Source organism: Roseovarius carneus, from assembly GCF_020141465.1.
In the GTDB taxonomy this organism is placed as follows: Bacteria; Pseudomonadota; Alphaproteobacteria; order Rhodobacterales; family Rhodobacteraceae; genus Roseovarius; species Roseovarius carneus.
Genome location: NZ_JAHSPD010000001.1, coordinates 2515680 through 2540507 on the forward strand (window position 1 = coordinate 2515680; position 24828 = coordinate 2540507).

24 protein-coding genes are annotated in these 24828 nt (G+C 60.6%); 7 read left to right on the forward strand and 17 right to left on the reverse strand.

The window, feature by feature from the left end:
- Positions 1-106: 106 nt before the first annotated feature.
- Positions 107-1243: a tRNA 2-thiouridine(34) synthase MnmA gene (mnmA, locus tag KUD11_RS12525; protein WP_109384371.1), complete on the forward strand. Its 1137-nt coding sequence runs from the start codon at positions 107-109 to the stop codon at positions 1241-1243.
- Here mnmA and lpxB read toward each other — a convergent pair.
- The 13 genes from lpxB to pyrH form a co-directional block, all read right to left on the reverse strand.
- Entirely contained in the window at positions 1240-2388 is a 1149-nt protein-coding gene (gene lpxB, locus KUD11_RS12530) for a lipid-A-disaccharide synthase (protein ID WP_109384370.1), read from the reverse strand. The genes mnmA and lpxB overlap by 4 nt on opposite strands.
- Positions 2385-3191 carry an LpxI family protein gene (locus KUD11_RS12535; protein WP_109384369.1) on the reverse strand — a complete coding sequence of 269 codons (807 nt, stop codon included), beginning with the start codon at positions 3189-3191 and terminating at the stop codon, positions 2385-2387. The genes lpxB and KUD11_RS12535 overlap by 4 nt, the downstream gene beginning before the upstream one ends.
- A complete protein-coding gene (lpxA, locus tag KUD11_RS12540) occupies positions 3191-3982 on the reverse strand; it encodes an acyl-ACP--UDP-N-acetylglucosamine O-acyltransferase (RefSeq protein WP_109384368.1) in 792 nt (263 codons plus the stop codon). The genes KUD11_RS12535 and lpxA overlap by 1 nt, the downstream gene beginning before the upstream one ends.
- The gene (gene fabZ / locus KUD11_RS12545; RefSeq protein ID WP_109384367.1) at positions 3979-4449 is read right to left on the reverse strand and encodes a 3-hydroxyacyl-ACP dehydratase FabZ; all 471 of its coding nucleotides are present in this window, start codon (positions 4447-4449) and stop codon (positions 3979-3981) included. The genes lpxA and fabZ overlap by 4 nt, the downstream gene beginning before the upstream one ends.
- A gap of 92 nt (positions 4450-4541) precedes the next feature.
- A complete protein-coding gene (locus tag KUD11_RS12550) occupies positions 4542-5132 on the reverse strand; it encodes an OmpH family outer membrane protein (RefSeq protein WP_181375246.1) in 591 nt (196 codons plus the stop codon).
- Positions 5133-5181: 49 nt separating this feature from the next.
- A complete protein-coding gene (gene bamA / locus KUD11_RS12555) occupies positions 5182-7428 on the reverse strand; it encodes an outer membrane protein assembly factor BamA (protein WP_224380230.1) in 2247 nt (748 codons plus the stop codon).
- Positions 7429-7637: 209 nt separating this feature from the next.
- Positions 7638-7763, reverse strand: coding sequence for a hypothetical protein (locus KUD11_RS15230; RefSeq protein ID WP_258305363.1), 126 nt, complete (start codon positions 7761-7763; stop codon positions 7638-7640).
- Positions 7764-7894: 131 nt separating this feature from the next.
- The gene (rseP, locus tag KUD11_RS12560) at positions 7895-9241 is read right to left on the reverse strand and encodes an RIP metalloprotease RseP (protein WP_109384364.1); all 1347 of its coding nucleotides are present in this window, start codon (positions 9239-9241) and stop codon (positions 7895-7897) included.
- A gap of 33 nt (positions 9242-9274) precedes the next feature.
- Positions 9275-10441 carry a 1-deoxy-D-xylulose-5-phosphate reductoisomerase gene (gene dxr, locus KUD11_RS12565; RefSeq protein WP_109384363.1) on the reverse strand — a complete coding sequence of 389 codons (1167 nt, stop codon included), beginning with the start codon at positions 10439-10441 and terminating at the stop codon, positions 9275-9277.
- Positions 10438-11226: a phosphatidate cytidylyltransferase gene (locus KUD11_RS12570; RefSeq protein WP_109384362.1), complete on the reverse strand. Its 789-nt coding sequence runs from the start codon at positions 11224-11226 to the stop codon at positions 10438-10440. The genes dxr and KUD11_RS12570 overlap by 4 nt, the downstream gene beginning before the upstream one ends.
- Positions 11223-11951, reverse strand: coding sequence for a polyprenyl diphosphate synthase (uppS, locus tag KUD11_RS12575; protein WP_109384361.1), 729 nt, complete (start codon positions 11949-11951; stop codon positions 11223-11225). Before uppS ends, KUD11_RS12570 begins: the two co-directional genes overlap by 4 nt.
- Positions 11951-12514, reverse strand: a complete 564-nt coding sequence (gene frr / locus KUD11_RS12580) for a ribosome recycling factor (protein ID WP_109384360.1) — start codon at positions 12512-12514, stop codon at positions 11951-11953. Before frr ends, uppS begins: the two co-directional genes overlap by 1 nt.
- A gap of 81 nt (positions 12515-12595) precedes the next feature.
- On the reverse strand, positions 12596-13321 hold the full coding sequence (gene pyrH / locus KUD11_RS12585; RefSeq protein WP_109384359.1) for a UMP kinase: 726 nt from the start codon (positions 13319-13321) through the stop codon (positions 12596-12598).
- A gap of 99 nt (positions 13322-13420) precedes the next feature.
- On the opposite strand from pyrH, the gene miaA reads away from it, so the two are divergent.
- Together miaA and KUD11_RS12595 are read left to right on the forward strand one after the other, a co-directional pair.
- Entirely contained in the window at positions 13421-14317 is an 897-nt protein-coding gene (miaA, locus tag KUD11_RS12590) for a tRNA (adenosine(37)-N6)-dimethylallyltransferase MiaA (protein WP_224380231.1), read from the forward strand.
- Positions 14318-14396: 79 nt separating this feature from the next.
- Entirely contained in the window at positions 14397-15203 is an 807-nt protein-coding gene (locus tag KUD11_RS12595; RefSeq protein WP_224380232.1) for a helix-turn-helix domain-containing protein, read from the forward strand.
- A 70-nt stretch (positions 15204-15273) separates the two neighbouring features.
- Here the strand turns inward: KUD11_RS12595 and KUD11_RS12600 are convergent, their stop codons facing one another.
- A complete protein-coding gene (locus KUD11_RS12600; RefSeq protein WP_397545212.1) occupies positions 15274-15870 on the reverse strand; it encodes a lytic transglycosylase domain-containing protein in 597 nt (198 codons plus the stop codon).
- A 204-nt stretch (positions 15871-16074) separates the two neighbouring features.
- Between KUD11_RS12600 and KUD11_RS12605 the strand changes: the two genes are divergently transcribed.
- The 3 genes from KUD11_RS12605 (at position 16075) to typA (ending at position 19409) form a co-directional block, all read left to right on the forward strand.
- Positions 16075-16593, forward strand: coding sequence for a single-stranded DNA-binding protein (locus KUD11_RS12605; RefSeq protein ID WP_109384358.1), 519 nt, complete (start codon positions 16075-16077; stop codon positions 16591-16593).
- A 42-nt stretch (positions 16594-16635) separates the two neighbouring features.
- Positions 16636-17496, forward strand: coding sequence for a GNAT family N-acetyltransferase (locus tag KUD11_RS12610; RefSeq protein WP_109384357.1), 861 nt, complete (start codon positions 16636-16638; stop codon positions 17494-17496).
- Positions 17497-17588: 92 nt separating this feature from the next.
- Positions 17589-19409 carry a translational GTPase TypA gene (gene typA, locus KUD11_RS12615; protein WP_109384356.1) on the forward strand — a complete coding sequence of 607 codons (1821 nt, stop codon included), beginning with the start codon at positions 17589-17591 and terminating at the stop codon, positions 19407-19409.
- A 410-nt stretch (positions 19410-19819) separates the two neighbouring features.
- Here the strand turns inward: typA and KUD11_RS12620 are convergent, their stop codons facing one another.
- The 3 genes from KUD11_RS12620 to recA form a co-directional block, all read right to left on the reverse strand.
- Positions 19820-20107, reverse strand: a complete 288-nt coding sequence (locus KUD11_RS12620) for a DUF1330 domain-containing protein (protein WP_109384355.1) — start codon at positions 20105-20107, stop codon at positions 19820-19822.
- A gap of 3 nt (positions 20108-20110) precedes the next feature.
- Positions 20111-22771 (reverse strand): alanine--tRNA ligase, encoded by a 2661-nt coding sequence (gene alaS, locus KUD11_RS12625; protein WP_109384354.1) that lies wholly within the window; start codon positions 22769-22771, stop codon positions 20111-20113.
- 121 nt (positions 22772-22892) lie between these two features.
- Positions 22893-23996 carry a recombinase RecA gene (gene recA / locus KUD11_RS12630; RefSeq protein ID WP_109387831.1) on the reverse strand — a complete coding sequence of 368 codons (1104 nt, stop codon included), beginning with the start codon at positions 23994-23996 and terminating at the stop codon, positions 22893-22895.
- A 192-nt stretch (positions 23997-24188) separates the two neighbouring features.
- Here recA and KUD11_RS12635 point away from each other — a divergent pair, with 192 nt between their 5' ends.
- Positions 24189-24827: a gamma-glutamyl kinase gene (locus KUD11_RS12635; protein ID WP_109384353.1), complete on the forward strand. Its 639-nt coding sequence runs from the start codon at positions 24189-24191 to the stop codon at positions 24825-24827.
- Position 24828 lies beyond the last annotated feature (1 nt).

Below are 24828 nucleotides of genomic sequence, written 5' to 3' on the forward strand. Positions count from 1 at the left end.
ACAGCCGCTGAAACACGCCGAAGAGAATAGCTAGGATTTGCCTAAAGCGTTTTGCGTTTACCGCCCCGCGCCCCTATATCCCACTCAACCGTCACAGGAGACCGCAATGTCGCTTGATCAACCGCTCAATTCGCTTGGATTTGCCAAGCCCCCCGCCGAGACCCGTGTGGTCGTGGCCATGTCGGGCGGCGTGGACAGCTCGGTTGTGGCAGCGCAATTGGCGCGCGAAGGCTATGACGTGGTGGGCGTGACCTTGCAGCTCTACGATCACGGTGCGGCGCTGGCCAAAAAGGGCGCGTGCTGTGCGGGGCTCGATATCCATGACGCGCGGCGCGTGGCCGAGGAAATGGGCTTTCCGCATTACGTGCTGGATTATGAGAACGTTTTTAAGGATGCGGTGATTGATGAGTTCGCCGACAGCTACCTTGCAGGGGCGACCCCTGTGCCCTGCATCCGCTGTAATGAGCGGGTGAAATTCAAGGATCTGCTGGAGACAGCACGCGATCTGGAGGCCGATTGTATGGCCACGGGCCACTACATTCAGCGCAAAATGGGGGTGCAGGGGGCAGAGCTTCATGCCGCCGCCGATGCGAACCGCGATCAGAGCTATTTTCTCTTCTCCACCACGCCGGAGCAGTTGGATTATCTGCGCTTTCCTTTGGGGCACCTGCCCACAAAGGACGCGACCCGCGCGCTGGCTGGCGAGTTTGGGCTGAGCGTGGCCGACAAGCCCGACAGTCAGGATATCTGCTTTGTGCCCAACGGCAATTACGCCGCCGTGATCGAGAAACTGCGCCCCGGTGCCGCTGAGCCGGGCGAGATCGTGCATGTGGATGGCCGTATTATGGGGCAACACGAGGGTGTGCTGCACTACACAATCGGGCAGCGGCGTGGGCTGGGCATCGGGGGGCTGGACGAGCCGCTTTACGTGGTGAAGCTCGACGTCGACCAGCGGCGCGTCATTGTGGGACCCAAAGAAATGCTGGCCACGCGGATGATCCCTGTGCGCGAGATCAACTGGCTTGGGGATGCGCCATTCGAGAGCCGCGCTGAGTGGAACCTGACCGTGCGAGTGCGCTCCACCCGCCCCCCGCGCGAGGCGGTGATTCGCCCCCTGTCGGCCACCACGGCGGAGGTGGAGCTTTTGACGCCGGAAGACGGTGTGTCCCCCGGTCAGGCCTGCGTGTTTTATGCGTCTGAGGGCAGCCGCATCTTCGGCGGTGGCTGGATCTGGCGGGGCTAAATCCGCGCGAGGACCGCTTTCGCCGCCCTCAGGCCCGGTGCCTCACCGCCCTTGCCCAAACGCTCCATCGTGAGGCGCATCGCGGCCAGTTGCTTGTCCGGTGCGGCCATCATCGACAAGAGCGCCGCGCCGATTTCAGCCGGGTTGCAATGCTTGCCGTTACATTCGGGGATATCGCGCGTCTCGGAGATGAGATTGACCAGCGTCAGCGTGTCGATGCGGAGCATATAGGCAATGATCTGGCGGCTGATCCAGTTCACATCATAGGCGATGACCATCGGCGTCTCGGCGGCGGCCAGTTCAAGCGACACGGTGCCTGACGCCGCCAATGCGCCATCTGAGGCACGAAAAGCCGCTGCCTTTTCTGTCTTATACGCGCCGATCTTCATCTCGCTTGGGTCAAGGATGATTGGCTTCACAGGCCAGTTGTCCGTGACCTCGCGCAGCAAAGGGGCCACATGGGCAGTCGTCGGCACCACGCAGAGCAGGTTCGGATGTGCGGTCAGCAACGGGGTCAAAGCGCGGCCAAAGATCGGGCCCAATCGCCCCACCTCACCGCGCCGCGATCCCGGCAGCACAAGCAACAAAGGCGCATCCCCGATGTCGTGGCGCGCGCGGAAGTCAGCGACCTCTGTGTCGCTCGCTTGAGGTTCGGCCACGACCGGGTGCCCCACAAAATCGCACTCCATCCCCTCGGCCTGCATATAGGGCGGCTCAAACGGGAAAAGCGCCAGAACGTGGTCTATAACCTTGGCCATCTTGGCCGCCCGGCCCGCACGCCACGCCCAGACCGTCGGGGCCACGTAATGGACTGTGCGAATGTTGCTGCGCGCCTTCACGATCTTGGCCACGCGGAGCGAAAAATCGGGGCTGTCGATGGTGATCATCACATCGGGCTGCATCGCGATCACGGCCTCGGCGGTCTCGGCGATGCGGCGCTTGAGGTGGCGGTATTTGGGTAGCACCTCGACAATGCCCATCACGCTCAGCTCATCCATCGGGAAAAGGCTGCTCAGCCCCTCGCCTTGCATCAGCGGCCCACCAACGCCTTGAAACTCTACAGATGTCTCGGATTTCAGCCCCACCATCAGAGCCGCCCCAAGCCTGTCGCCCGAGGCCTCACCGGCAAGGATGAAGATCCTCATCCGAGCGCCCCGGCCCTTATGAAGATGCCATGCGCCTCTGCTGCCAACACGACGCCCGCATGGTCCAGAACCAAAACTCCGCCCGCCTGCACCATGATCCCGGCAAGGCCTGCGCGCGCCGCAAGCTCGACAGTGGCCGGGCCAATCGCAGGCATATCAATGCGCAGGTCCTGCCCCGCCTTGGGCGCTTTGACGTAAACGCCCTTGTGCCCCCGGCGCAGCTTATCCGGCGTGCCAGCCACGAAACCCAAAAGCGCATCCGTGCCCTGAACCGTCTCAATCCCGAGGCATTGCCCCCCGGCCACAACGCAGCCCTGCCCGATATCCACCGGCGACAGCGCCATCATGATCTCCGCCGCACGCGCGATATCAGCCTGCTCTGCCGTACTGGGCTCCGGGCCAGCCTGAAGCGCCATATCCGCCACCAGATCCGGCAAAAGTGCATGCGCGCCTTTGACGGTGAAGCCTTCATCCTCGAATATGCCAATTACTGTGCGCAAAAGCGCGTCATCGCCTTGCGGAATGGCCTGCATCAAACGTGGCGCGATACGCATCATGGCCGCATCAAACCGCGTGGGATCAAGCGCAGGACGGGTGAGCGTTCCGGCAAAGACCATGTCCGTGACGTCTGCGGCCTTCATCGCGGAAAAGAGCGATCCGATCTCCTCCAGCGCAAAGTCCTGTGCGGTGTCGGCAAGCGCGCTCGGCACGCCAGTGAGTGTGAAATGCAGCGCATCCGGGTGCGCCTTGGCCAGCATCACAGGCAAAGCGCCCCCACATGCGAGGATCGCCAGTCGCCCCATCAGCCCTGACCCGGCGTAAGGAACGAACGGTCGCTTGCACCTGTCACGAAGGTCACGATGGTGCGGACATAGTCGCTATCGGTTTCCTCGCCCAAGCGGCGCGCGCGGTCCTGAAACGTGCCATCGCCTTGGGCCAGCATTTGAAACGCAGCGCGCAAGGCGGTGATATCAGCGCGTGCCACGCCCCGGCGTTTTAGGCCCACAAGATTGAGCCCATCCAGATCGCCGCGCGGGGCCTGTACGAGGCCAAAGGGAATCACATCATTCGTCACCATCGTGACCGCGCCGATAATGGCACCCTGCCCGATCCGCACGAATTGGTGCACGCCAGACAGGCCCCCGATCAGCACGTCATCCTCGATGATGCAATGGCCTGCGATGGCAGCGTTGTTCACGATGATCACATTGTTGCCGATGATCGCATCATGCGCCACGTGGCAGCCCGCCATAAGCAGGCAATCTTCGCCCACACGGGTAAGACCCCCACCGCCCTCGGTGCCGGTGTTGATCGTCACATGCTCGCGGATGCGGGTGCGAGCGCCAATCTCCAAACGGGTCTTTTCGCCCGTATATTTCAGGTCTTGCGGGATTTCACCAACCACAGCAAAGGAAAAGATCGTGACGCCTGCGCCAATGGTCGTATCGCCCTTGATCACGACATGGCTGTGAATGGTGCACCCTTCACCAAGCCGGACCTCGGGGCCGATATGGCAAAACGGGCCGATGGTGCAGCCCGCACCGATATGCGCCCCGTGCTCGATGACAGCACTTGGGTGAATGGCCGCGCTCATCCGGCTTTGGTCCCGCTCAGATCCATCATCGCGGTGAACTCAGCCTCACAGGCCAACTCGTCGCCAACCATGGCCACGCCTGCAAATTTCCAAACCTTGCCACCGGGCTTTCCGCGCAATGTCTTGAGGTTCATTTCCAAAACGTCTCCGGGCACAACCATCCGGCGGAATTTGCACTTCTCGATCGACATGAAATAGACCAGCATATTGCGATCCGCCATGCCGAGTGCCGTGCCGACCATAACGGCGGCGGTCTGCGCCATCGCCTCGACGATGGTGACGCCGGGCATGATGGGATTGCCGGGGAAGTGGCCCTGAAAATGCGGCTCATTCATGGTGACGTTCTTGATGCCGACGGCGGTTTCATAGCCGTCGATATCGCGCACCTTGTCGACCAGAAGGAAAGGATAGCGATGCGGGATCAGGCGCTGGATCAGGTGGATGTCGGCGCTCATAAGCTCGGTCATATCGGTCCCTTCCAGGTGTCGTGATCCGCGTTTTGAAATGTCCTACCAACTCGGCCCGGGCGCTGCAAGCGCAGGGCCGGATCAACCATGCCTCAGTCCTGCGCGGGCTCTGTAACAGCCTCAGGCACCGCGTCCTGTGCAGGCGCGCGGTCTTCGGCAGATGCGCCACCCTCAAGTCCAGGCACTTGGCCCGACCCATCCCCGATGGCCGCATCCACGCGCGAAATCGCCAGATCGGTGATATCAATTACATTGGCCCGCAAAAGCACCTGCCTGCTATCAAGGATGATCGTGCCGCCCGCATCGCGCATCAGCTCAATGAGGATAGGCTCGGACATGCGCATCAGGCTAAGAGGGGCTATCTCGCGCCCGCGCTCCAGATCAATCGCGCGGCGCTCGTTATCGGCGCGCAGATCACGCACCTTGGCGTCGAACGCATCAGCGGCATTGCGGAAATCCTCGGGGGACATATTGGGGCGGCTGTCGGTCAGGGATTGCTCCTCAGCGCGCAGCTCGGCCTCAATCGTGCGATTGGACGCAATAAGTTTCTCTCGCTCGGCTTGATATTGCTGAATCAAACGCTGACCAACGCGCGTTTCGTTGAAAAGCCGCTCCGGATCCAGCACAAGGATTTCGCTCTGCACCGTACCCACATCTTGGGCCATAACGGGAAGCGGTGCCATGATGCACAAGGCAGCCGCAAACCACGGGCCGAACAGGCGGCCCATGGCTCTAGAATTCCGTGGCGATGGTCAGGTCGAAGTTCTGCGAACGGTCGCCTGTCTCGCGGCTGATAGGTTGCGAGAAGTTGAACCGCAACGGACCAAAGGGCGATGTCCAGATCAGCGAGACGCCCATCGCGCTGCGCGCTTTGAAGCTCTCAGATTGCACATTCGCATTGGTCACGTCCAACCCCCAGATGGAGCCAACATCAAGGAACGCACCGGCCGACAGGCCGTATTCCTCAGGCAGGCCTAGCGGGAATTCCGCGTCCAGTTTCAGTGCGGCGTAGAAGTTACCACCCAACTGGTCGCGGCCTTCACGCGGGCCGATGCCGTTTGGCTCAAATCCGCGGATCACCTGACCCGAGAACCGATCAACCGCGCGGCTATTGTCGCTGCCTTGAAAGTTGAGCGCGCCACCTTCGAGTGTGGCGCGAAGTGTCACTTCCTCGTTCAGAACACGGGTCTGTGCGATGGCACGGATCGTGGACTTGATATAGGTCAGATCACCACCCAAACCGTAGAAATCCTGCCCTGCCGAGATCAGTACACCGGCATTCGGATTAAGCCCCGAGACACGCGTGTCGAATGTGTAGACATATCCCAAGCCGCTTGCAAACTGCTCACCTTGAGCGGTTTCGCGTGCAAGGATGGAATTCGGACCCTGAAGACCGGAATAGTTCCGCATCTCGTCATAGCGCGCACTATAAAGAAGCGTCAGGCGGCCATTTTCGCTCACGGGGAAGGTCAAGCTGGGCCGGAACGTGCCGATGGTAGTGTCATAGGTTGCAAAATCATCCTCTGTCTCCACCAGACCAAAGTTGAGCCCGAAGGCAACATCGCGGCCCAGGAAAGCAGGTTCTGTGAAGTTGATGTTGTATTGCGCATTATCAGCGCTCACCCCAACGGACGCCGCCAAAGTCTGACCACGGCCAAGGAAGTTGCGCTCCGCGAGGCCAACAGACACCCCGAGGCCGGAGGTTGTCGAGAAGGACGCACCAAAGCTCAGCGAGCCCGTGCTTTGCTCTTCGACATCGACATCCACAACCACCGTATCGGGGCGCGAGCCTTCGCGGGCATCTACAGAAGCATCGGCGAAATACCCAAGCGCCCGGATACGCGAGGCAGCTTCGCGAATTTCGCGCGGGTTGAAGGGGTCGCCTTCAACAGTATCGAACTGACGGCGGATCACACGGTCAAGCGTGGTCGTGTTGCCCTCAATATCAATGCGCTCAACAAACACGCGTGGGCCGCGCACGATCACAAATTCCACGTCGAGTGTGAGATCGCGGTCATTTCGTGTGATGCGCGGCTCGACCCGCAGGAAATCAACTCCCTGACGCAGGCCCAGGCGCTCCATCCGCGAAATTGAATTTTCCACCAGCGTTGGAGAGTAGATCACACCCGGACGTATTTTCAGCGCCTCTTGATACTCATCCGCATCCACCTCGGGGATTTCGCTCACGGTCGTGATTTCGCCGAATTTGAACTGCTGACCTTCCTGGATGTTGAAGGTGATGAAATAGGTGTCACGCTCGCGGGCAAGCTCGGCGTTGGCGCCGGTCACGCGGAAATCAACATAGCCGCGTGAGGAATAGAAATCAGCCAGAAGCTGTTTGTCGAACTCGATCCGGTCCTCCACGAACGTATCGCGATTGATAAGCGCGCGGAAAACACCCGCTTGCTTGGAGCCGACAACACGGCGCAGACGGCGGTCTGAGTAAGCACGGTTGCCAACAAAGCTAAGGCGCTGCACCTCAATTTTGCTGCCCTCAAAGATTTCAAACACCAGATCAACACGGTTGTCGCTGCGCCGGATCACGCGCGGCGTCACGCGGGCGGCTGCGCGACCGCTTTCGGAATAGGCATCCACGATAATAGCTGCGTCACGTTCGGCCTTGGCGGGGCTGAATACCTGGCGCGAGGCGCTCTCGATAAAGCCTGCCAGATCGTCGTCTTTAAGCTTGGTGTTTCCTTCAAAGGCGATGCGCGAGATCGTTGGAAATTCACGCACTGTGATTTCCAGCGTGTTGCCACGTGGATTAAGCGAAACTTCCTCAAAAAGGCCGCTGGCGAGGATTCGCTGATAGGCGTCATTCAGTTCCCCGGCGGTCACCGTCTCTCCCCGAGCGATTCCCGCGAAGCTCTGAATCGTGCTTGTTTCAATCCGCTGGTTGCCCTCGACCACCACCGAATTGAAGCGGAAAGACTGCGCAGAGGCGGGTACGGCACTTGCCAGATAGGTGAAGGATATCATCGTGATAACGAGGCATACTCGAGCGACTTTCGTGCCCAAAGCCAAACCCGAGATCCGTCCATTCATTCGATCGAAGAAATTCATTATCCAAACCCAGTCAGCCATCCCACTCGCCCAAGTGACTAACCCGTCTGCCCCCCCTTGTCAAAACGCCAATAGCCCCCTGAGGGGCTAAGATCACAAGATGTTGCGGTGACGCCTATGCGCGCTTAAAGCGATACGATGTAGGCTGCGGCGAAAAGCGAGCCTGCGATGGCCACTGGAAAGATCAGCCGATCCAGATTGAGCGCCCAAAGAAGGCCAAAACCCTGCGGTGATCCTGTAATATTCTGCATGTCAGCACCTTTTGCTGCGACTATCATTCGCGTGCAAAGAGTATCGCCGGGCAATGTGGCACAGAGCGGGGCGCAAATGTGGCAAGATTGTGGCAAAGCGGGTGGGACCCTACTTTTAGATCACGCAAGGCTCAGGGACAAAAGAGATCGTTGAACACCGCAAAGCCCATGAGCCCGAGGATCAGCGTGAGCCCCGCGCTCATCAATACGCGCAGCGCCATATCGCTGGGCGGGCGGCCTGTGACCGCCTCATAGGCGTAAAACACAAGGTGCCCGCCATCGAGCACCGGGATCGGAAAGAGGTTCAACAGCCCCACAGCCGTCGACAGGACCGCGATAAACCAGATGAAGCTCGACATGCCCTGACTGGCCATGGCGCCCGAGACCTGCGCGATGCCGATGGGGCCGGACATGTTGCAGGTGCTGATCGCGCCTGAGATCATGTGGTAGAGTCCTGAAATCGAATTCTCGACCACCGAATATGTCTGCCCAACGCCGCCCTGAAGAGCCGCGATGGGGCCAAGACGCTCGGTCCCCGGCTCAAACGCCAGACCGCCCGCAATACCGATGCGCCACTGGGTCTTGAAGCCGCCCTCGGGCTGCGGCTCGTCCACGCGCTTGGGCGCGAGGGTGAAGGGCAGCACCTCCCCTTCCCGCCACACCGTGAGCGCGAGGCTGCGCCCGTTGGAGCCTTCAACGATATCGACCAATTCAGAGAACGCGGTGATTGGATTGTCGTCCACGGCGATGATCACATCCCCCACACTGAGCCGCGCCTCAAACGCCGCGGATTGCGGGGCGAGCTGCGTGATAATGGGCGGCAGGGGGTGTGGGCCCGGAACGGTGATCTGCGAGCCCGCGCGCAGAACGGTATAGTCCAGCACCGCCGCCGGGCGCAGCCCTTCGGTGAATGCGTTAAACGCCTCGCCATCATCAAACGCGGGCACGGCCTCCCCATCAATCGCCAGAAGCGTATCACCGGGCTCCAGCATCACACCTTGTGCAGGCAGCGGGCGCAACTCGCCAATGCTGAGCGGTTCGGCCACGCGGCCTTGGGTCATCATAATGGCCCCGAAGACCAGAATGGACATCACGAAGTTGAAGATCGGCCCTGCCGCCACCGTGGCCGTGCGCGCCCAGAGCGGTGCACCGTGCATCGTCTGGCGCAGGCGCACCGGATCAGCCTCAGCCTTGGCCATGGCGCCCGCATCCTTGGAGCTTGCCGCCGACGCATCGCCCAGAAATTTCACGTATCCACCAAAGGGCAGCGCCGCGATCTGCCACACGGTGCCGTGCTTGTCGGTGCGCGCAAAGAGCACCGGGCCAAAGCCGATTGAGAAAACCTCCGCCTTGATGCCAGACCAGCGACCCACGATGTAATGGCCATATTCATGCACAGCCACGATCACAGAAAGGGCTGCCACAAAGGCCAGAAGCGTCATGAAGAGGCCGCCAAACTGCGGAATAAAAGCGGTCATCACTGGGAAATAGTCCTATTTTCTGGCGTTTTGCTATGCTCGGCTGCGGATCTGTGCGTCCATCTGCTTGCGTGTAAGGTGGTCCACCTCTGCGACGGTTTCAAGCGTGATATCGCCCATCGCTTCCGCATGGGGGGCCATCGCCTGCATCGCCTCAGTGACATGGGCGGTCATTTCGGTAAAGCCTGTGCGCCCTGCGATGAAGTGATCAAGCGCGCGTTCCTTGGCCGCGTTGAACACCGCCCCCGCATGACCGCCCGCCTGCATCACCTCCTGCGCAAGCCCTAGGGCGGGGTAGCGGCGCAGGTCCGGCGCGCGAAATTCCAACGAGCCGATGGCGGCAAGGTCGAGCCGCTCCACCGGCAGATCGCGCCGCGTGGGCCAATGGAGCGCATAGCCGATGGCGTGGCGCATATCCGGCGGCCCGATATGGGCCATCAGCGCGCCGTCGCGAAACCCCACAAGGGCGTGGACAAGGCTCTGGGGATGGATCAGCACCTCAATCTGGCGCGGAGTAAACCCGAAGAACTCTTTGGTTTCAATAAGCTCAAGGGCTTTGTTAAACATAGACGCACTGTCGATGGTGATCCGCTGGCCCATGTCCCAATTGGGATGGGATGAGGCCTGAGATACGGTGGCACCGGGCAAATCCTCCAGCGGCCAGTCGCGGAACGCGCCGCCTGAGGCGGTGATGATGACCCGTTCGGCCTCTGCGATATCTTCGCCTACAAGTGCCTGAAACACCGCCGAATGTTCGCTATCCACGGGCAAGATACGCGCGCCGCGCGCCTTTGCGGTAGCCAGCAGAAGCGGCCCGGCAGTCACCAGCGATTCCTTGTTGGCCAGCGCCAATGTGGCCCCCTCGCGCAGCGCCGCCATACCGGGGGCGAGGCCCGCATGGCCCACGATGGCCGACATGGTCCAATCGGCAGGGCGCGAAGCGGCCTCGATCAGCGCGGCGGCCCCGGCGGCGGCTTCAACCCCGGTGCCGTCCAACGCAGCGCGCAGATCGGGCAGCGCGTCTTCATGCGCGGTCACGGCCACCTCCACGCCAAACTCGCGCGCATCTGCCGCGAGTTGCGCGATGTTGCGCCCCCCGGTCAGCGCCACGACGTCGTAATCGCCACGCGCGCGGCGGATCAAATCGAGCGTATTTTGCCCAATAGAGCCTGTGGCCCCCAGAATACTGATCCGTCTCATGCAAGCCCCGGTAAAAGGCCAAATGCCCAAAGAAGCCCCGCCAGAAGCGCGCCGCCCAGCATTGCGTCAAAGCGGTCCAGAACGCCGCCATGTCCGGGGATGAGGTTGGAGCTGTCCTTCACCCCCAAGCGGCGCTTGATCCAGCTTTCCCAGATATCGCCCATCTGCCCGGCCAACGCGACGAGGACCGACACCACCGCCAGCCATGCCCCCGCACCAAGCACGCCCGCAAAGGCAAACCCGACCCCTGCCGCCGCCACCCAGCCTGCAATCGTGCCGGACCATGTTTTCTTGGGGCTGATGGCGGGCCAGAACTTTGGGCCCCCAAAGCTGCGCCCCGCGAAATATCCCGCCACATCCGTGGCCACGACGACCGCAATCACCCACAAGACCCACAAAAGCCCTGCCCCATCCCGCAGGCTGACCATCGCATAACACGCCAGCAGCGTGGCCGCGGCGAAGAGCCCGAATGTGACCTGTCGGCCGGGCATCCGCCCTGCGCCCGCCACCGCGGCGGCCAGAAGCAGGGGCAGCACCATAAGGCCCGGCATGACCCATGTCGCAGCCAGCGCCGCAAAGCTCAGCACGCCAAGGGCCAGCGCGGTTCCACGCGCCTCGGGCGCGATCATGCGCGACAGCTCCCACACCATCGCGCCGCCCAAAAGCCAGACGCCCACGGCAAAGAATATCCCGCCCAGCCAAAGCTCAATCACCCCAATCACGATCATCACCGCCGCCGAGATCAGCCGGGGGGCTAGATCGCCCCAGCGCGCGGCCCCGCTCATGCGGGCACAGCGCCGAAACGACGCTCGCGTTTGCCGTAGCTCCCCACGAGGTTTGCAAAAATCTCGGAGGAGAAATCGGGCCAGAGCGTGTCGATGAACTCATATTCCGCATAGGCCGATTGCCAGAGCAGGAAGTTAGAAATGCGCGCCTCGCCGCTGGTGCGGATCACCAGATCGGGATCTGGCAGAACGCGCGTGTCGAGAAATTTGGTCAGCGTCTCTTCGGTCACATCTGCCGGATCAAGATTGCCCGAAGCGACCTCCTCGGCCAGCCGCTTGGTCGCACGGCTTACCTCATCGCGGCTGCCGTAATTGAGCGCGATGGTCAGATGCACCCGGTCATTATGGGCGGTCATGCCCTCAAGCTCGTCCATGAGCGACACAAGCTTGCGATCCAGCTGCACCCGGTCGCCAATAAAGCGGACCCGCACGCCCTCATCACAAAGCGCGCGGGCCTCTTTGGTGATGTAGCGGCGGAACAGGCTCATGAGGCCTGCAACCTCGACCTGCGTGCGCTTCCAATTCTCGGTAGAAAAGGCAAATATTGTCAGATACTTGACGCCCAGATTAGGACAAGACTCAACAATCTCACGGACCCGTTTGGCGCCTGCGTGGTGGCCGAAAAGACGTGGACGCCCGCGCGCTTGCGCCCAGCGTCCATTGCCATCCATGATAACGGCCACATGCTTGGGCCCGCCGTCTGCAATGTCCGACGTGCCGGACATCAGACCTGCATGATCTCCGCCTGCTTATGCTCCAACGCTTCATCCACCTTGGTGATAAACTGGTCGGTCATTTCCTGAACTGCCCCTTCCCAGAACTTCTGATCATCCTCGGACATGCCATCGGCCTTGGCCTTCTTGATCTGGTCCATCCCATCGCGGCGGATGTTGCGGATCGCCACGCGCGCATGTTCGGCATATTGCCCCGCCACTTTGGTAAGCTCGCGGCGGCGCTCTTCGTTCAGCTCAGGGATGGGCAGCATGATGATGGTGCCGTTGAGCTGCGGATTGATACCAAGACCACTTTCACGCAGGGCCTTTTCAACCTTGTTCACAAGGCCCTTGTCCCAGACATTGATCGTGACCATCCGAGGCTCGGGCACATTGACTGTGCCCACCTGGTTGATCGGGGTCTGCTGGCCATAAGCATCAACCATCACAGGCTCCAGCATGGAGGCCGAGGCGCGGCCCGTGCGCAGCGAGGCGAACTCGGTCTTGAGGCTGCCCATGGCGCCATTCATGCGCCGCTCAAGATCATCGGTATCAAGGAGAAATTCGTCGGACACAGGGACAGGCCTCATATTCTTGGATGCGGATTTTGAAACGGTTTAGAGCATGGCCGAAAGGATGTATAGAAAAACGCGCGCCTACTCATGCACGCGCGTATACGTCCCTTCACCCGCGAGGATGCCTTTGAAGCCCCCCGGCGTGTCGAGAGAAAACACAATAATCGGCAGGTTGTTGTCGCGCGCAAGGGCTATGGCGCTGGCATCCATGACCTTTAGGTGCTTGGCCAGCACCTCATCATAAGTGACGGCGTCATAGCGCACGGCATCGGCGTGTTTGACGGGGTCCTTATCATAAACACCGTCCACCTTAGTGCCTTTGAAGATCGCTTCGCAGGCCATTTCATTGGCGCGCAGAGTCGCCGCGGTGTCGGTTGTGAAATAGGGATTGCCGGTGCCCGCAGCAAAGATGCAGACACGCTTTTTCTCCAGATGGCGCACGGCGCGGCGGCGAATATAAGGCTCAGCCACCTCGTCCATGCGAATGGCGCTGATCACCCGGCAGTAGACGCCCAGCTTTTCAAGCGCGCTCTGCATTGCCAGCGCGTTCATCACAGTGGCGAGCATCCCCATGTAATCCGCTGTGGTCCGCTCCATCCCTTGTGCACTGCCTTGAAGCCCGCGAAAAATGTTACCGCCGCCGATCACCATGCAAATTTCCACCCCCAGATCGTGGACGATCTTCACTTCGCGCGCGATCCGCTCAACCGTGGGAGGGTGCAGGCCAAAGGCGCTGTCGCCCATCAACGCTTCCCCCGAAATCTTCAGCATGACGCGTTTGAAGGTGGTCTTGGGGGTCTCGCTCATGGCGCGCTCCGATATATGATGGCGGGTTGCCGCGCAAAATGATCCAATCGGGGCCCAAGTTCAATGCCCAAACCCTCGCAAGGGGCGGCCAAATCGCCTATGACGCGACGGATGTTGGATGAGATAGACATAAGTGCGGATCGCCCGGTCCTGATCGCGGGGCCTACGGCCTCGGGCAAATCGGCGCTGGCGCTACGCGTGGCCGAGCGGTTTGGCGGTGCCGTGATCAATGCCGACGCGATTCAGGTCTTTGCCAATTGGCGGATATTATCAGCGCGACCGTCGGCTGAGGATGAGGCGCGCGCGCCGCATCACCTCTATGGGCACGTGGCCGCAGATGGGACATATTCCGTGGGGCATTGGCTGCGTGATGTGGCCCCTTTACTGGGCGGCGCGCGACCGATTGTTGTGGGTGGCACGGGCCTCTACTTCACCGCACTGACCGAGGGCCTGGCCGAAATCCCGGCGATTCCGGCGGATATTCGCGCGCGAGGCGATGCGTTGCGAATCGGCGGTCTGCCCACGATGATCGCTGACCTCGCACCTGAAGATGCGGCCCGCGTCGATCTGCAAAACCCGATGCGGGTGCAACGTGCGTGGGAAGTCCATGCCGCCACGGGCCGCGCTTTGGCCGACTGGCAGGCGGCCACCCCTGCGCCGCTGGTCCCGCTGGCAGGCGCCCATGCGCTCTTGCTTGATGCGCCGAAAGACTGGCTCACCCCCCGGATCAAGGTGCGGTTTGATGCGATGATCACGGCAGGCGCGCTTGATGAGGCGCGCGCTAACCTCGCCATATGGGACCCCGCGCAGCCCTCATCAAAATGCATCGGAGCCGCTGATCTCATCGCCCATCTCAGGGGGGAGATGCCCCTTGAAGCCGCGAGAGAGGCTGCTATCATCGCGACACGGCAATTCGCCAAACGCCAGCGCACCTGGTTTCGCGCGCGCATGAAAAACTGGCAGTGCCTCAGCTTATCGAGTGATTTTTACTTGTAACATCATACGCTTATGTGAATGTACCGCGTAGACAGTTCAGGTGTCAGTTGACCAAACCCGATAAAAGGCGTGATGCGACGTGACAGACGGCGTGCAAATCCTGACACTCGTACAATGGTCGCGCGGCGCGTCGTGGCGGCTGGATCTGCCTCATAGCTGCGGACATCATGCGCTGATCTGGGTTACCAAGGGCCAGGCCCGCGCCACGGTGGATGGGGTGCGGCGCGGCGTGGGCGTGCATAACGCTTTGGCGGTGCCTGCGGGCACACTCTTTTCCATGGACCTCGGCACACAGTGTTTTGGCCTTGTCTGCCTCATCCCGGCGGGCGGCGCATTCCTTATGCCCGACCGCCCACAGCACTTGCGCATCCGCGAGGTGAAAAGCCAATCCGAGCTGACCTCCCTGCTGGAGGCACTGAGCCGGGAGGTCAATCACCCGCGCGATTTCTCCGACGAGGCGCGCAACGCATTGGCGCAACAAATCACCATATGGCTGCGCCGCGCGATGATCGACCACGAGATCCCCGCCGCCCCCACCGCCGCGGAACGGCTGGTCACGGCCTATGCGGCGATGGTGGAGCAAAGCCATGCAACGGGGGTGCCAATGGCTGATTACGCCCGGGATTTAGGGGTGACGCCCACCCATCTCACACGCAGTTGCAAGGCGGTATCCGGTATGACAGCGGCGGATATGTTGACCGGGCGGGTGCTTCATGCCGCGCGCGATATGTTGGAGATAGGGCGCGACCCCATCCGCTTTGTCGCGGCGCAGTTGGGGTTCAGCAGTGCGGCTTATTTCTCACGCTTCATACTGCATCATACGAAAAAAAGTCCCTCGGAGCTGCGCCGCAGCGCCCAATCGCAGAGCCTCGCGCGGGCACACTGATACGGTCGCGGTGATACAGCCACACTGATACCGACGCACTGACTGGGGCGCACCGGCACTGGCGCAGTGATCAGCTGCCCCAGATGACTTTCACATAATTGCGCGTTTCCTTAAAAGGTGGGACGCCGCCATATTTCTTCACCGCCCCCGGCCCCGCATTATAGGCGGCCAGCGCCAGACGCCACGAGCCGAACTCGCGGTATTGCTTGGCCAGATAGCGCGCACCACCTTCAAGGTTTTGCTTGGGATCATGCGGGTCGACCCGCAGATAGGCCGCCGTGCCGGGCATAAGCTGCGCCAGGCCAATCGCCCCCTTATGACTAAGCGCGGTTGGCTTCCAGTTGGATTCTTGCTGTACAAGACGCAAGAAGAGGTCTTCGGGCACGTTGTGCTTGCGCGCAGCCGCCTTGGCCAATGTCAGATATTCACCGCGATAGCGCCCGTCATAGGCCTCGCTCTCATCGCCCCATTTGGTGGGCGTGTTGATCTTCTGGGGCTGTAGACGAACGGAGGCTTTGTATTGCGACGAGGCGCGCGTATCGAGCACTTTGAGCTGGCTTTTGAAGCTCTTGGCGTTTTGGGAAAAAAGGTCAGCCTGCGCCACATCCCCCGCAGCTATAAACAGCGCAGACGCGCAGATCATCTTGGCCAACCCAAAAACTCTCATGTTTAAATCTCATACCCATTACCATCGGAATGGCAATATACTGATTCCGCGTGGCTTTTCTAGCAGCGCGGGCGCTTTCGGCAATATACCGAGTGAAATTGGTTCATTTTACGCAAATTTAAGTCTTTTCATCCCATGCTCACGGTGATGTAACGCGTGGCACTTGCACACGGGCAAGGGTGATAAAACTCGGGAGATTGGCGCATGGCCGGATCGGTGAACAAAGTCATTTTGATTGGCAATCTGGGGCGTGACCCAGAGGTGCGCAGCTTCCAGAACGGCGGCAAAGTGTGCAATCTGCGCATCGCCACGTCGGAGAATTGGAAAGACAAAAACACCGGCGAGCGCAAAGAGCGGACCGAATGGCACACGGTCGCCATTTTCAACGACGGTCTGGTGCGGATCGCCGAACAATATCTGCGCAAAGGCTCCAAAGTGTATATCGAGGGCCAGTTGCAAACCCGCAAATGGCAGGACCAGAGCGGCGCAGACCGATACAGCACCGAGGTTGTGCTGCAAGGTTTTGGCGGTACGCTGACCATGCTTGACGGTCGCAGCGAAGGCGGCGGCGGTGGATATTCCGGCGGTGGTGGCGGTCAAGGCGGCGGTTATGGCGGCGGCGGCGGTGATTACGGCGGCGGTATGGATCAAGGCGGCGGCGCACCTTCTGGCGGCGGCAGCGGCGGTCCCTCGCGCGATTTCGACGACGAAATTCCGTTCTGATTTTAACCAGATTTTAGCGGCTCAGGCGCATGTCTGGCGGGTATGGATATCCGCTGGACCACGCCTGACGTCTCCCCCGCCCTGCCCGGCACGCCGATGCAGCAACACCCGACCTATGCGCGCAGCTTGGCCGCGTTTGGCCGCGAGAGCGTAGTGGCGGAGATCTACGACCGCGGCACACGCATCGCCCGCGCACAGATTGCCCTGCGGGAGTTTGGCCCGATCCGGCTTGCATGGCTCGCGCGCGGGCCAGTTTGGGCAGGCGCTATTCGCGCCAATTGCCTCACGGAGATCAAACGCACTGCCCCGTGGCGGAGGGTCTGGGCCGCCTCCACCGATGATAACAAATCGCGCGGGCTGAGGATCAGCCATCCCGTCCAGATGGCCGAGATCGACCTGCGCCCGGATGCCACCACCCGTCGCGCAGCACTCCACGGCAAATGGCGCAACCGCCTCTGTCACGCCGAAGGTGCCGGGCTCACCCTCATCGCCCGCCCATGTTGCCTGCCTCGTGATGGCCCGCTCCTGATGCGCGAGGTGGCGCAGCGCAAGGCCCGCGGCTACGCAGGCCTGCCGCCTGATTTCACAGCGGCCTGGATCGCCGCCGACCCGTCGGGCACGCTATTGATAGAGGCACGCCAAGGCGGTGAGGTATTGGCCTTCATGCTCTTCTTGCGCCACGCAGATCGCGCCACATATCACGCTGGCTGGACCGGCGCGCTTGGCCGCGCGCTCAGCGCGCATAACCTCACCCTTTGGCACGGTTGCGAGGCGTTGGCCCAATCAGGCGTCACTGGCGTTGATCTGGGCCGCATGGATAGCGCCCCGCCCGGCCTTGCCCGCTTCAAACGCGGCGCAGGGGCCGATATAGTCACCCTAACCGCCACACATCTCAGCGTTTGAGCCGCCCAAACCCGTGCCCCATGCTGCTTTGTCTCTGGCCTTTCACGCGCGCCCCGTATAGGGCGCAAGCAAACGACCTGAGGATACCCTGAATGGACCTGCGAAATATCGCGATTATCGCCCACGTTGACCACGGCAAGACGACGCTTGTGGACGAACTTCTGAAGCAATCCGGCGCCTTCCGCTCGAACCAAGCCGTGGACGAACGCGCCATGGACAGCAATGATCTGGAACGCGAGCGCGGGATCACCATCTTTGCCAAGCCGACCTCGGTGGTCTGGAAAGGCACGCGGATCAATATCGTCGACACCCCCGGCCACGCCGATTTCGGTGGCGAGGTGGAGCGGATCCTGAGCATGGTGGACGGGGTTGTTTTGCTCGTCGATGCGGCCGAAGGGCCGATGCCGCAGACGAAATTCGTGACGTCCAAGGCGCTCGCCCTCGGCCTGCGCCCCATTGTGGTGCTCAACAAGGTCGACAAGACCGATGCAGAGCCTGACCGGGCCCTGGATGAGTGTTTTGATCTCTTCGCCTCGCTGGATGCGGATGACGATCAGCTCGATTTCCCCCATATGTATGCCTCGGGCCGTTCCGGCTGGGCTGATCATGAGTTGACCGGGCCGCGCAAAGACCTGAGCGCGCTCTTTGATCTTGTAGTGAACCACGTCCCCGCACCCCGGCAAATCGCGCAGGCCAATGATGATTTCCGCATGCTGGCCACGACCCTTGGTGCCGATCCGTTCGTGGGTCGTCTGCTGACAGGCCGCGTGGAAAGTGGCCATATCAAAGTGGGTGCCACCGTTCAGGCGCTCAGCCGCATTGGCCAGAAGATTGAGCAATTCCGCGTGACGCGTATTCAGGCCTTCCGCGGCCTTGCGTCTCAGGACATCGAAGAGGCGCAGGCCGGCGATATCGTAAGCCTCGCGGGCATGTCCAAGGCCACAGTGGCCGACACGATCTGCGCGCTCGCCGTGGATACGCCGATTGAGGCGCAACCCATTGACCCGCCCACGATCACGGTCACCTTTGGCATCAATGACAGCCCGCTCGCGGGCCGTGATGGCAAGAAGGTGCAGAGCCGCGTGATCCGCGATCGCCTTCTGAAAGAGGCCGAATCCAACGTGGCCATCAAAGTGACCGACACACCTGGCGGTGAGGCTTTTGAAGTCGCGGGCCGGGGCGAATTGCAGATGGGCGTCTTGATCGAGAACATGCGCCGCGAAGGCTTTGAGTTGTCGATCTCGCGCCCTCAGGTTCTGATGCGTGAAGGCGAGAATGGAGAGCGGCTTGAACCTGTGGAAGAGGTCACCATTGATGTGGATGACGAGTATTCCGGCGCGGTGATCGAGAAAATCACAGGCGCGCGCAAAGGCGAACTGACTGAGATGAAACCGGCAGGCGCTGGCAAGACCCGCATCATTGCGCGGGTGCCCTCACGCGGCCTCATCGGGTATCACGGTGAGTTTCTGACAGACACGCGTGGCACCGGGGTGCTGAACCGCGTGTTCCACGGCTGGGCCGAGCATAAGGGCGCCATCCCGGGACGCCGTGCCGGTGTGCTGATCTCGATGGAAAACGGCGAATCCGTCGCTTATGCGCTTTGGAATCTTGAGGATCGCGGGCGCATGTTCATCGGCGCACAGGCCAAGATTTATACCGGCATGATCATCGGCGAGCATAGTCGCGAAAACGATCTTGAGGTGAACCCTCTAAAGGGCAAAAAGCTAACCAACGTGCGCGCCTCAGGCACGGACGAGGCGGTGCGCCTGACCACACCGATCACAATGACGCTTGAGCAGGCCATCGCCTATATTGACGATGATGAGCTGGTCGAAGTCACGCCCAACGCGATCCGGATGCGCAAACGCTATCTCGACCCGCATGAGCGCAAACGGCACGCCAAGGGCAACTGATCCGCAGGATAAAGGCGCTCTGACATACCTAACCCGGCCCCTTTTCGGGCTGGGTGAAATATGCTGAGTATTGCAATAAAAGGGCAAGGCCGTTGCGGTGCATATATTTGTGCTCCGCCTCTACGATGAGGGCTTTTTTCGCGCCTTACTTGGCCACATATTGACCTTTTCGTAGCAGGCCACCGTAATGACACCCCAATTGGGTAGAGCGTATCGCGCCTCAAAACCGAGAATCCGGTGGCATCTGCATCAATATATGCGACGTCTGCACAGTAAGCGGTTTTTTTCGTATACTTATGATCGGAAGCAATCATGACTGAGAGTGGCCTCCCCGCCTGCAAGACGTGCAACCACGGGTAGGCGGCGCTCTACCAAGCCCACCTTTCTGCCGACAAAAACCAGCGCGCGCGTTATTCCGAGGTCTCGACGATCATCAATTCGCGCTCTGACGCGCCGCGCGCGTAGCTCAGCGCCTCTTGATACTCCGGCGAGTGGTAGCATGCCTCGGCCGCCTCGACGCTCGCGAATTTCGCGACCACATTGCGCGGCCTGTCGCGGCCTTCAAGCTGTACATAGCGGCCTGCCCGCGCGATGAACATTCCGCCATGTTTGGTGACGGCAGGGCCCGCGAGGGCCGCGTACTTCGCATAGGCCTCCTCATCGGTGACAGTCACATGGGCGATCCAAAGCGCTGGCATGGCTTATCCTTTCAAAAGGGTTTTGACGGCATCAATCGCCGCTTCAGCATTCTCGGCGCTGGGTCCGCCGCCTTGGGCCATATCAGCGCGGCCACCGCCACCTTTTCCGCCCAGCTCGGCCACAGCGGCCTTGACCATATCCACCGCCGAGATACGGCCTGTGAGGTCCTCGGTCACACCAGCGGCCACAGCCGCCTTGCCGCCCGCGTCGGCGATCAGCAGGACCGCGCCCGATCCCATGCGGCCCTTATGCTCATCAATCAGCGCCGGAAGGTCCTTGCCAGACACACCGCTCAGAACCTGCGCCATAAGTGCCATGCCGCCCACATCCTCAGGCTCCGCCGCACCCTGCCCTGCACCGCCTGACATGGCCAACTCGCGGCGTAGCTGCGCCACTTCATTGGCCAGCGCTTTGCGTTCATCCATGAGCGCGCGTACCCGCTCAGGCGTATCCTCAGGCCGCGATTTCAGCGCGCCTGCGATATCCGCCACACGGGCCGATTGGGCCGCCAGATGGTCAAACGCCGCCTGCCCGGTCAGCGCCTCGATCCGCCGCACACCCGAGCTGGACGCCGCATCGCCAAGCGTCACGAAAAGCCCGATATCGCCGGTTTGCCCCACATGGGTGCCGCCGCAAAGCTCGATCGAATAAGTGTCGCCAGCAGTGCCGCGCCCTGATCCCGCTGCGCGGCCCATCGACACAACACGCACTTCGTCGCTATATTTCTCGCCAAAAAGCGCCTGCGCCCCAAGCGCGCGGGCGTCGTCAGGCGTCATGATCCGCGTCTCAACGGGCGCGTTTTGACGGATATAGGCGTTCACCTCCCGCTCGACGCGGCTCAACTCATCCGCACTCAGCGCCTTGGTATGGCTGAAATCAAAGCGCAAACGGTCCGCCGCGTTAAGACTGCCGCGCTGCGCCACATGGTCTCCAAGGGCCGCCCGCAGCGCCTCATGCAGAAGGTGCGTCGCGGAGTGATTGGCCCGAATGGCCCCCCGGCGCACCGGATCGACCTCCAGAACAGCCGCCGTCCCCGTGGCCAATGTGCCCTCGGTCACTTCGGCCATATGGATAAACACACCGGCCACTTTGCGCGTATCCGTGATGCGCGCGGCACCGCCCTCACTGCGCAAAACGCCGCTATCGCCAACCTGCCCGCCGGATTCCGCATAAAACGGCGTCTGGTTCAGCACGATTTGCACAGCCTGCCCCTTGGTCGCGCTGCTCACCTTCGCCCCATCCTGCACCAGTGCTGCGATCTGCCCTTCGGCTGTTTCCGTGTCATACCCCAGAAAATCCGTAACCCCGGAAGCCTCGGCAATATCGAACCACACATCCGCATCGACCGCCTCACCCGAGCCGGACCACGCCGCGCGGGCCTTTGCCTTCTGCTCGGCCATGGCTTCATCAAAGCCCGCCACATCCACCTCGCGCCCCTTTTCGCGGAGCGCATCTTGCGTCAGGTCCAGCGGAAATCCGAACGTATCATAGAGCTTGAACGCTGTAGCGCCGGGAAGCGCCGCACCCTCGGGCAGGCCCACCAAAGCGTCGTCCAAAAGGCCCAAGCCCCGGTCAAGCGTCTGCTTGAACCGCGTCTCCTCTTGGCGCAGCGTTTCCTCAATCATGGATTGTGCCCGGCCAAGCTCAGGAAATGCCTGCCCCATCTGCGTCACAAGCGCAGGGACCAGACGGTGCATCACCGGATCTTTTGCACCCAAAAGATGCGCGTGCCGCATGGCGCGCCGCATGATCCGTCGCAGCACATAGCCGCGCCCCTCGTTCGACGGCATGACCCCATCGGCCATCAAAAACGAGGTCGAGCGCAAATGATCCGCAATCACCCGGTGGTGAATATTGCCCGGCCCGTCCGGGTCCTGACTGGTGGCATGGGCGCTCGCCTCGATCAGCGACCGCATGAGGTCCGTGTCGTAATTGTCGTGCTTGCCCTGCAACAGCGCACCAATCCGCTCCAGCCCCATGCCAGTGTCGATGGATTGCATCTCCAGATCGCGCTGCGTGCCATCTTCAAAGCGCTCGTTTTGCATGAACACGAGGTTCCAGATTTCGATAAATCTGTCCCCATCTTCCTCTACACTGCCCGGAGGGCCACCCCAGATTTCCGGGCCATGATCGTAGAACACCTCGGTACAGGGCCCGCACGGCCCCGTTGCGCCCATGGACCAGAAATTATCATCGGTCGCGATCCGGATGATGCGGTCATCGGGCAGGCCTGCGTATTTCTTCCAGATCGACGCCGCTTCCTCATCCGTATGGTAAACGGTAACCAGAAGTTTGGACTTATCCAGGCCGAAATCCTTCGTTAAAAGATCCCATGCGAACTGGATCGCCTCTTCTTTGAAATAATTGCCGAAGCTGAAATTCCCCAGCATTTCAAAGAAGGTGTGGTGCCGCGCAGTGTAGCCTACATTGTCCAGATCATTGTGCTTGCCGCCCGCGCGCACGCATTTCTGGCTCGTGGTGGCCCGGCTATAATCGCGCGTCTCGACCCCGGTGAAGAGGTTCTTGAATTGCACCATCCCCGAGTTGGTAAACATCAGCGTCGGATCATTGCGCGGCACCAGCGGTGAGCTGTCGACAATCCGGTGGTCATTGCGGTCAAAAAAATCGAGAAACGTGGAGCGGATTTCATTCAGCGTGGGCATCAAACTGGGCCTTTTTGAGGGGTGCAAACGCGGTTTATCGCTGCATGCCCGCCAAGTCCACAGGCAACAAAAAAGGCCCGGGCGCAATGCGTCCGGGCCTTGGGCGTTTCAGGGTGCGACCTTACGCTTCGAGCAGGTCGTCGCCTTCATCTTTCGCGGCCTTCTTTTCTGCCAATTTCTCGGCTTCTGGCATTTCAAAATCAAGCCCATGCGCGGCGCGGATCTTATCTTCAATCGCAAGCGCAATCGGGCTGTTTTCCTTTAGGAAGGTCTTGGCGTTCTCGCGCCCCTGTCCGATCCGCTCATCACCATAGCTGAACCAGCTACCGGATTTCTCAACGACGCCGGCTTTCACCCCAAGATCGAGCAATTCACCCATCTTGGAGATGCCTTCGCCATACATGATGTCGAATTCAACCTGCTTGAAGGGCGGGGCCACCTTGTTTTTCACAACCTTGACGCGCGTTGCGTTGCCGACCACCTCATCGCGGTCTTTCAGCGCACCAATACGGCGAATATCGAGCCGAACAGAGCTGTAGAATTTCAACGCATTGCCCCCCGTCGTCGTCTCTGGGCTGCCGAACATCACGCCGATTTTCATCCTGATCTGGTTAATAAAAATCACCGTGCATTTCGTCCGGCTGATAGACCCGGTCAGCTTGCGCATTGCTTGGCTCATCAGGCGGGCATGAACGCCGACGCTGCTGTCGCCCATATCGCCTTCAAGCTCGGATTTCGGCGTGAGCGCCGCGACCGAATCCACCACGATCATGCTGACCGCGCCGGACCGCACCAAAGTGTCAACAATCTCAAGCGCCTGTTCGCCCGTATCGGGCTGCGAGATCAGCAATTCATCAAGATCAACGCCCAATTTGCGCGCATATTGCGGATCAAGCGCATGTTCGGCATCGACAAAGGCGCACACTCCGCCCTTCTTTTGCTCTTCCGCCACGCAATGCAGCGTCAGCGTGGTTTTGCCAGAGCTTTCCGGACCGTAAATTTCCACAACCCGCCCTTTGGGCAGGCCGCCAATTCCCAGCGCGATATCCAGCCCCAGAGAACCGGTCGAGGTCGCCTCAATGTCCTGAACGGCGTTTTCGCCCCCCAGTTTCATGATGGAGCCCTTACCGAACTGCCGTTCGATCTGTGCCAAAGCGCTGTCGAGCGCCTTTTGCTTATCCGAGCTTTTTTTCGTGTCCATTGTCAAAAGATCTGCCGTTGCCATTGCGTTCATGTCCTTATTCCACACCCTGTCCCGGGCGGCAATTACTGTGATTGTTCACGACTTGTTCACGCCGTTATGCGGACAAAATGAGAACATTTCAAGAAAATTGTTCATAGCCTTACTTTTCCTCAGATGTGTTAAGGAGTAGTTTACAAGGATCGAACGGGTGTAATTTGGTATTGGATGAACTCTATGCTTGTGTTCTCAAAGCATAAATTGGTGTTTCTGTCCGTGCCCAAAACCGGCACGACAGCCTATCAGCAGGCACTGGCCCCGTTTGCCTCAATGATAATCAGCGATCCACCCGAGCTGAAACACGCACCAGTGTTTCGCTACAACCGCTTCTTTCGGCCCGCGTTGGAGAAATTCATTGGCGAAGGTTTGGATGTCATCGCGGTGATGCGCGAGCCTGTTGATTGGCTTGGCAGTTGGTACAGGTATCGCAAGCGGCCCTTTATGGATGGCAAACCCAACAGCACAGCGGAGCTTAGTTTTGATGCATTTGTGGAGGCCTATGTCACCGGGAAACAACCCGGATTTGCGAGGGTTGGCAGCCAGTCGAAATTTCTTGAGCCACAGCGCAACGGGACAGCGGCAACCCACGTGTTTCGCTATGAGGATCCGCAAGCTCTGCATGGGTTCCTGGAGGAACGCTTCGGCCATGCCATCGCAACAAACAAGGTGAACAGGTCAGAACCGGAGCCACTAGACCTGAGGCCGCAGACACTCAACGTGCTGCGTCGGAAATATGCTCCCGATTTTGAGCTTTACGAGAGCATTGAGCCAAATGGCAAATACGCCCCCGTGACGGTGCCGTCGCCGGTTAACTAAC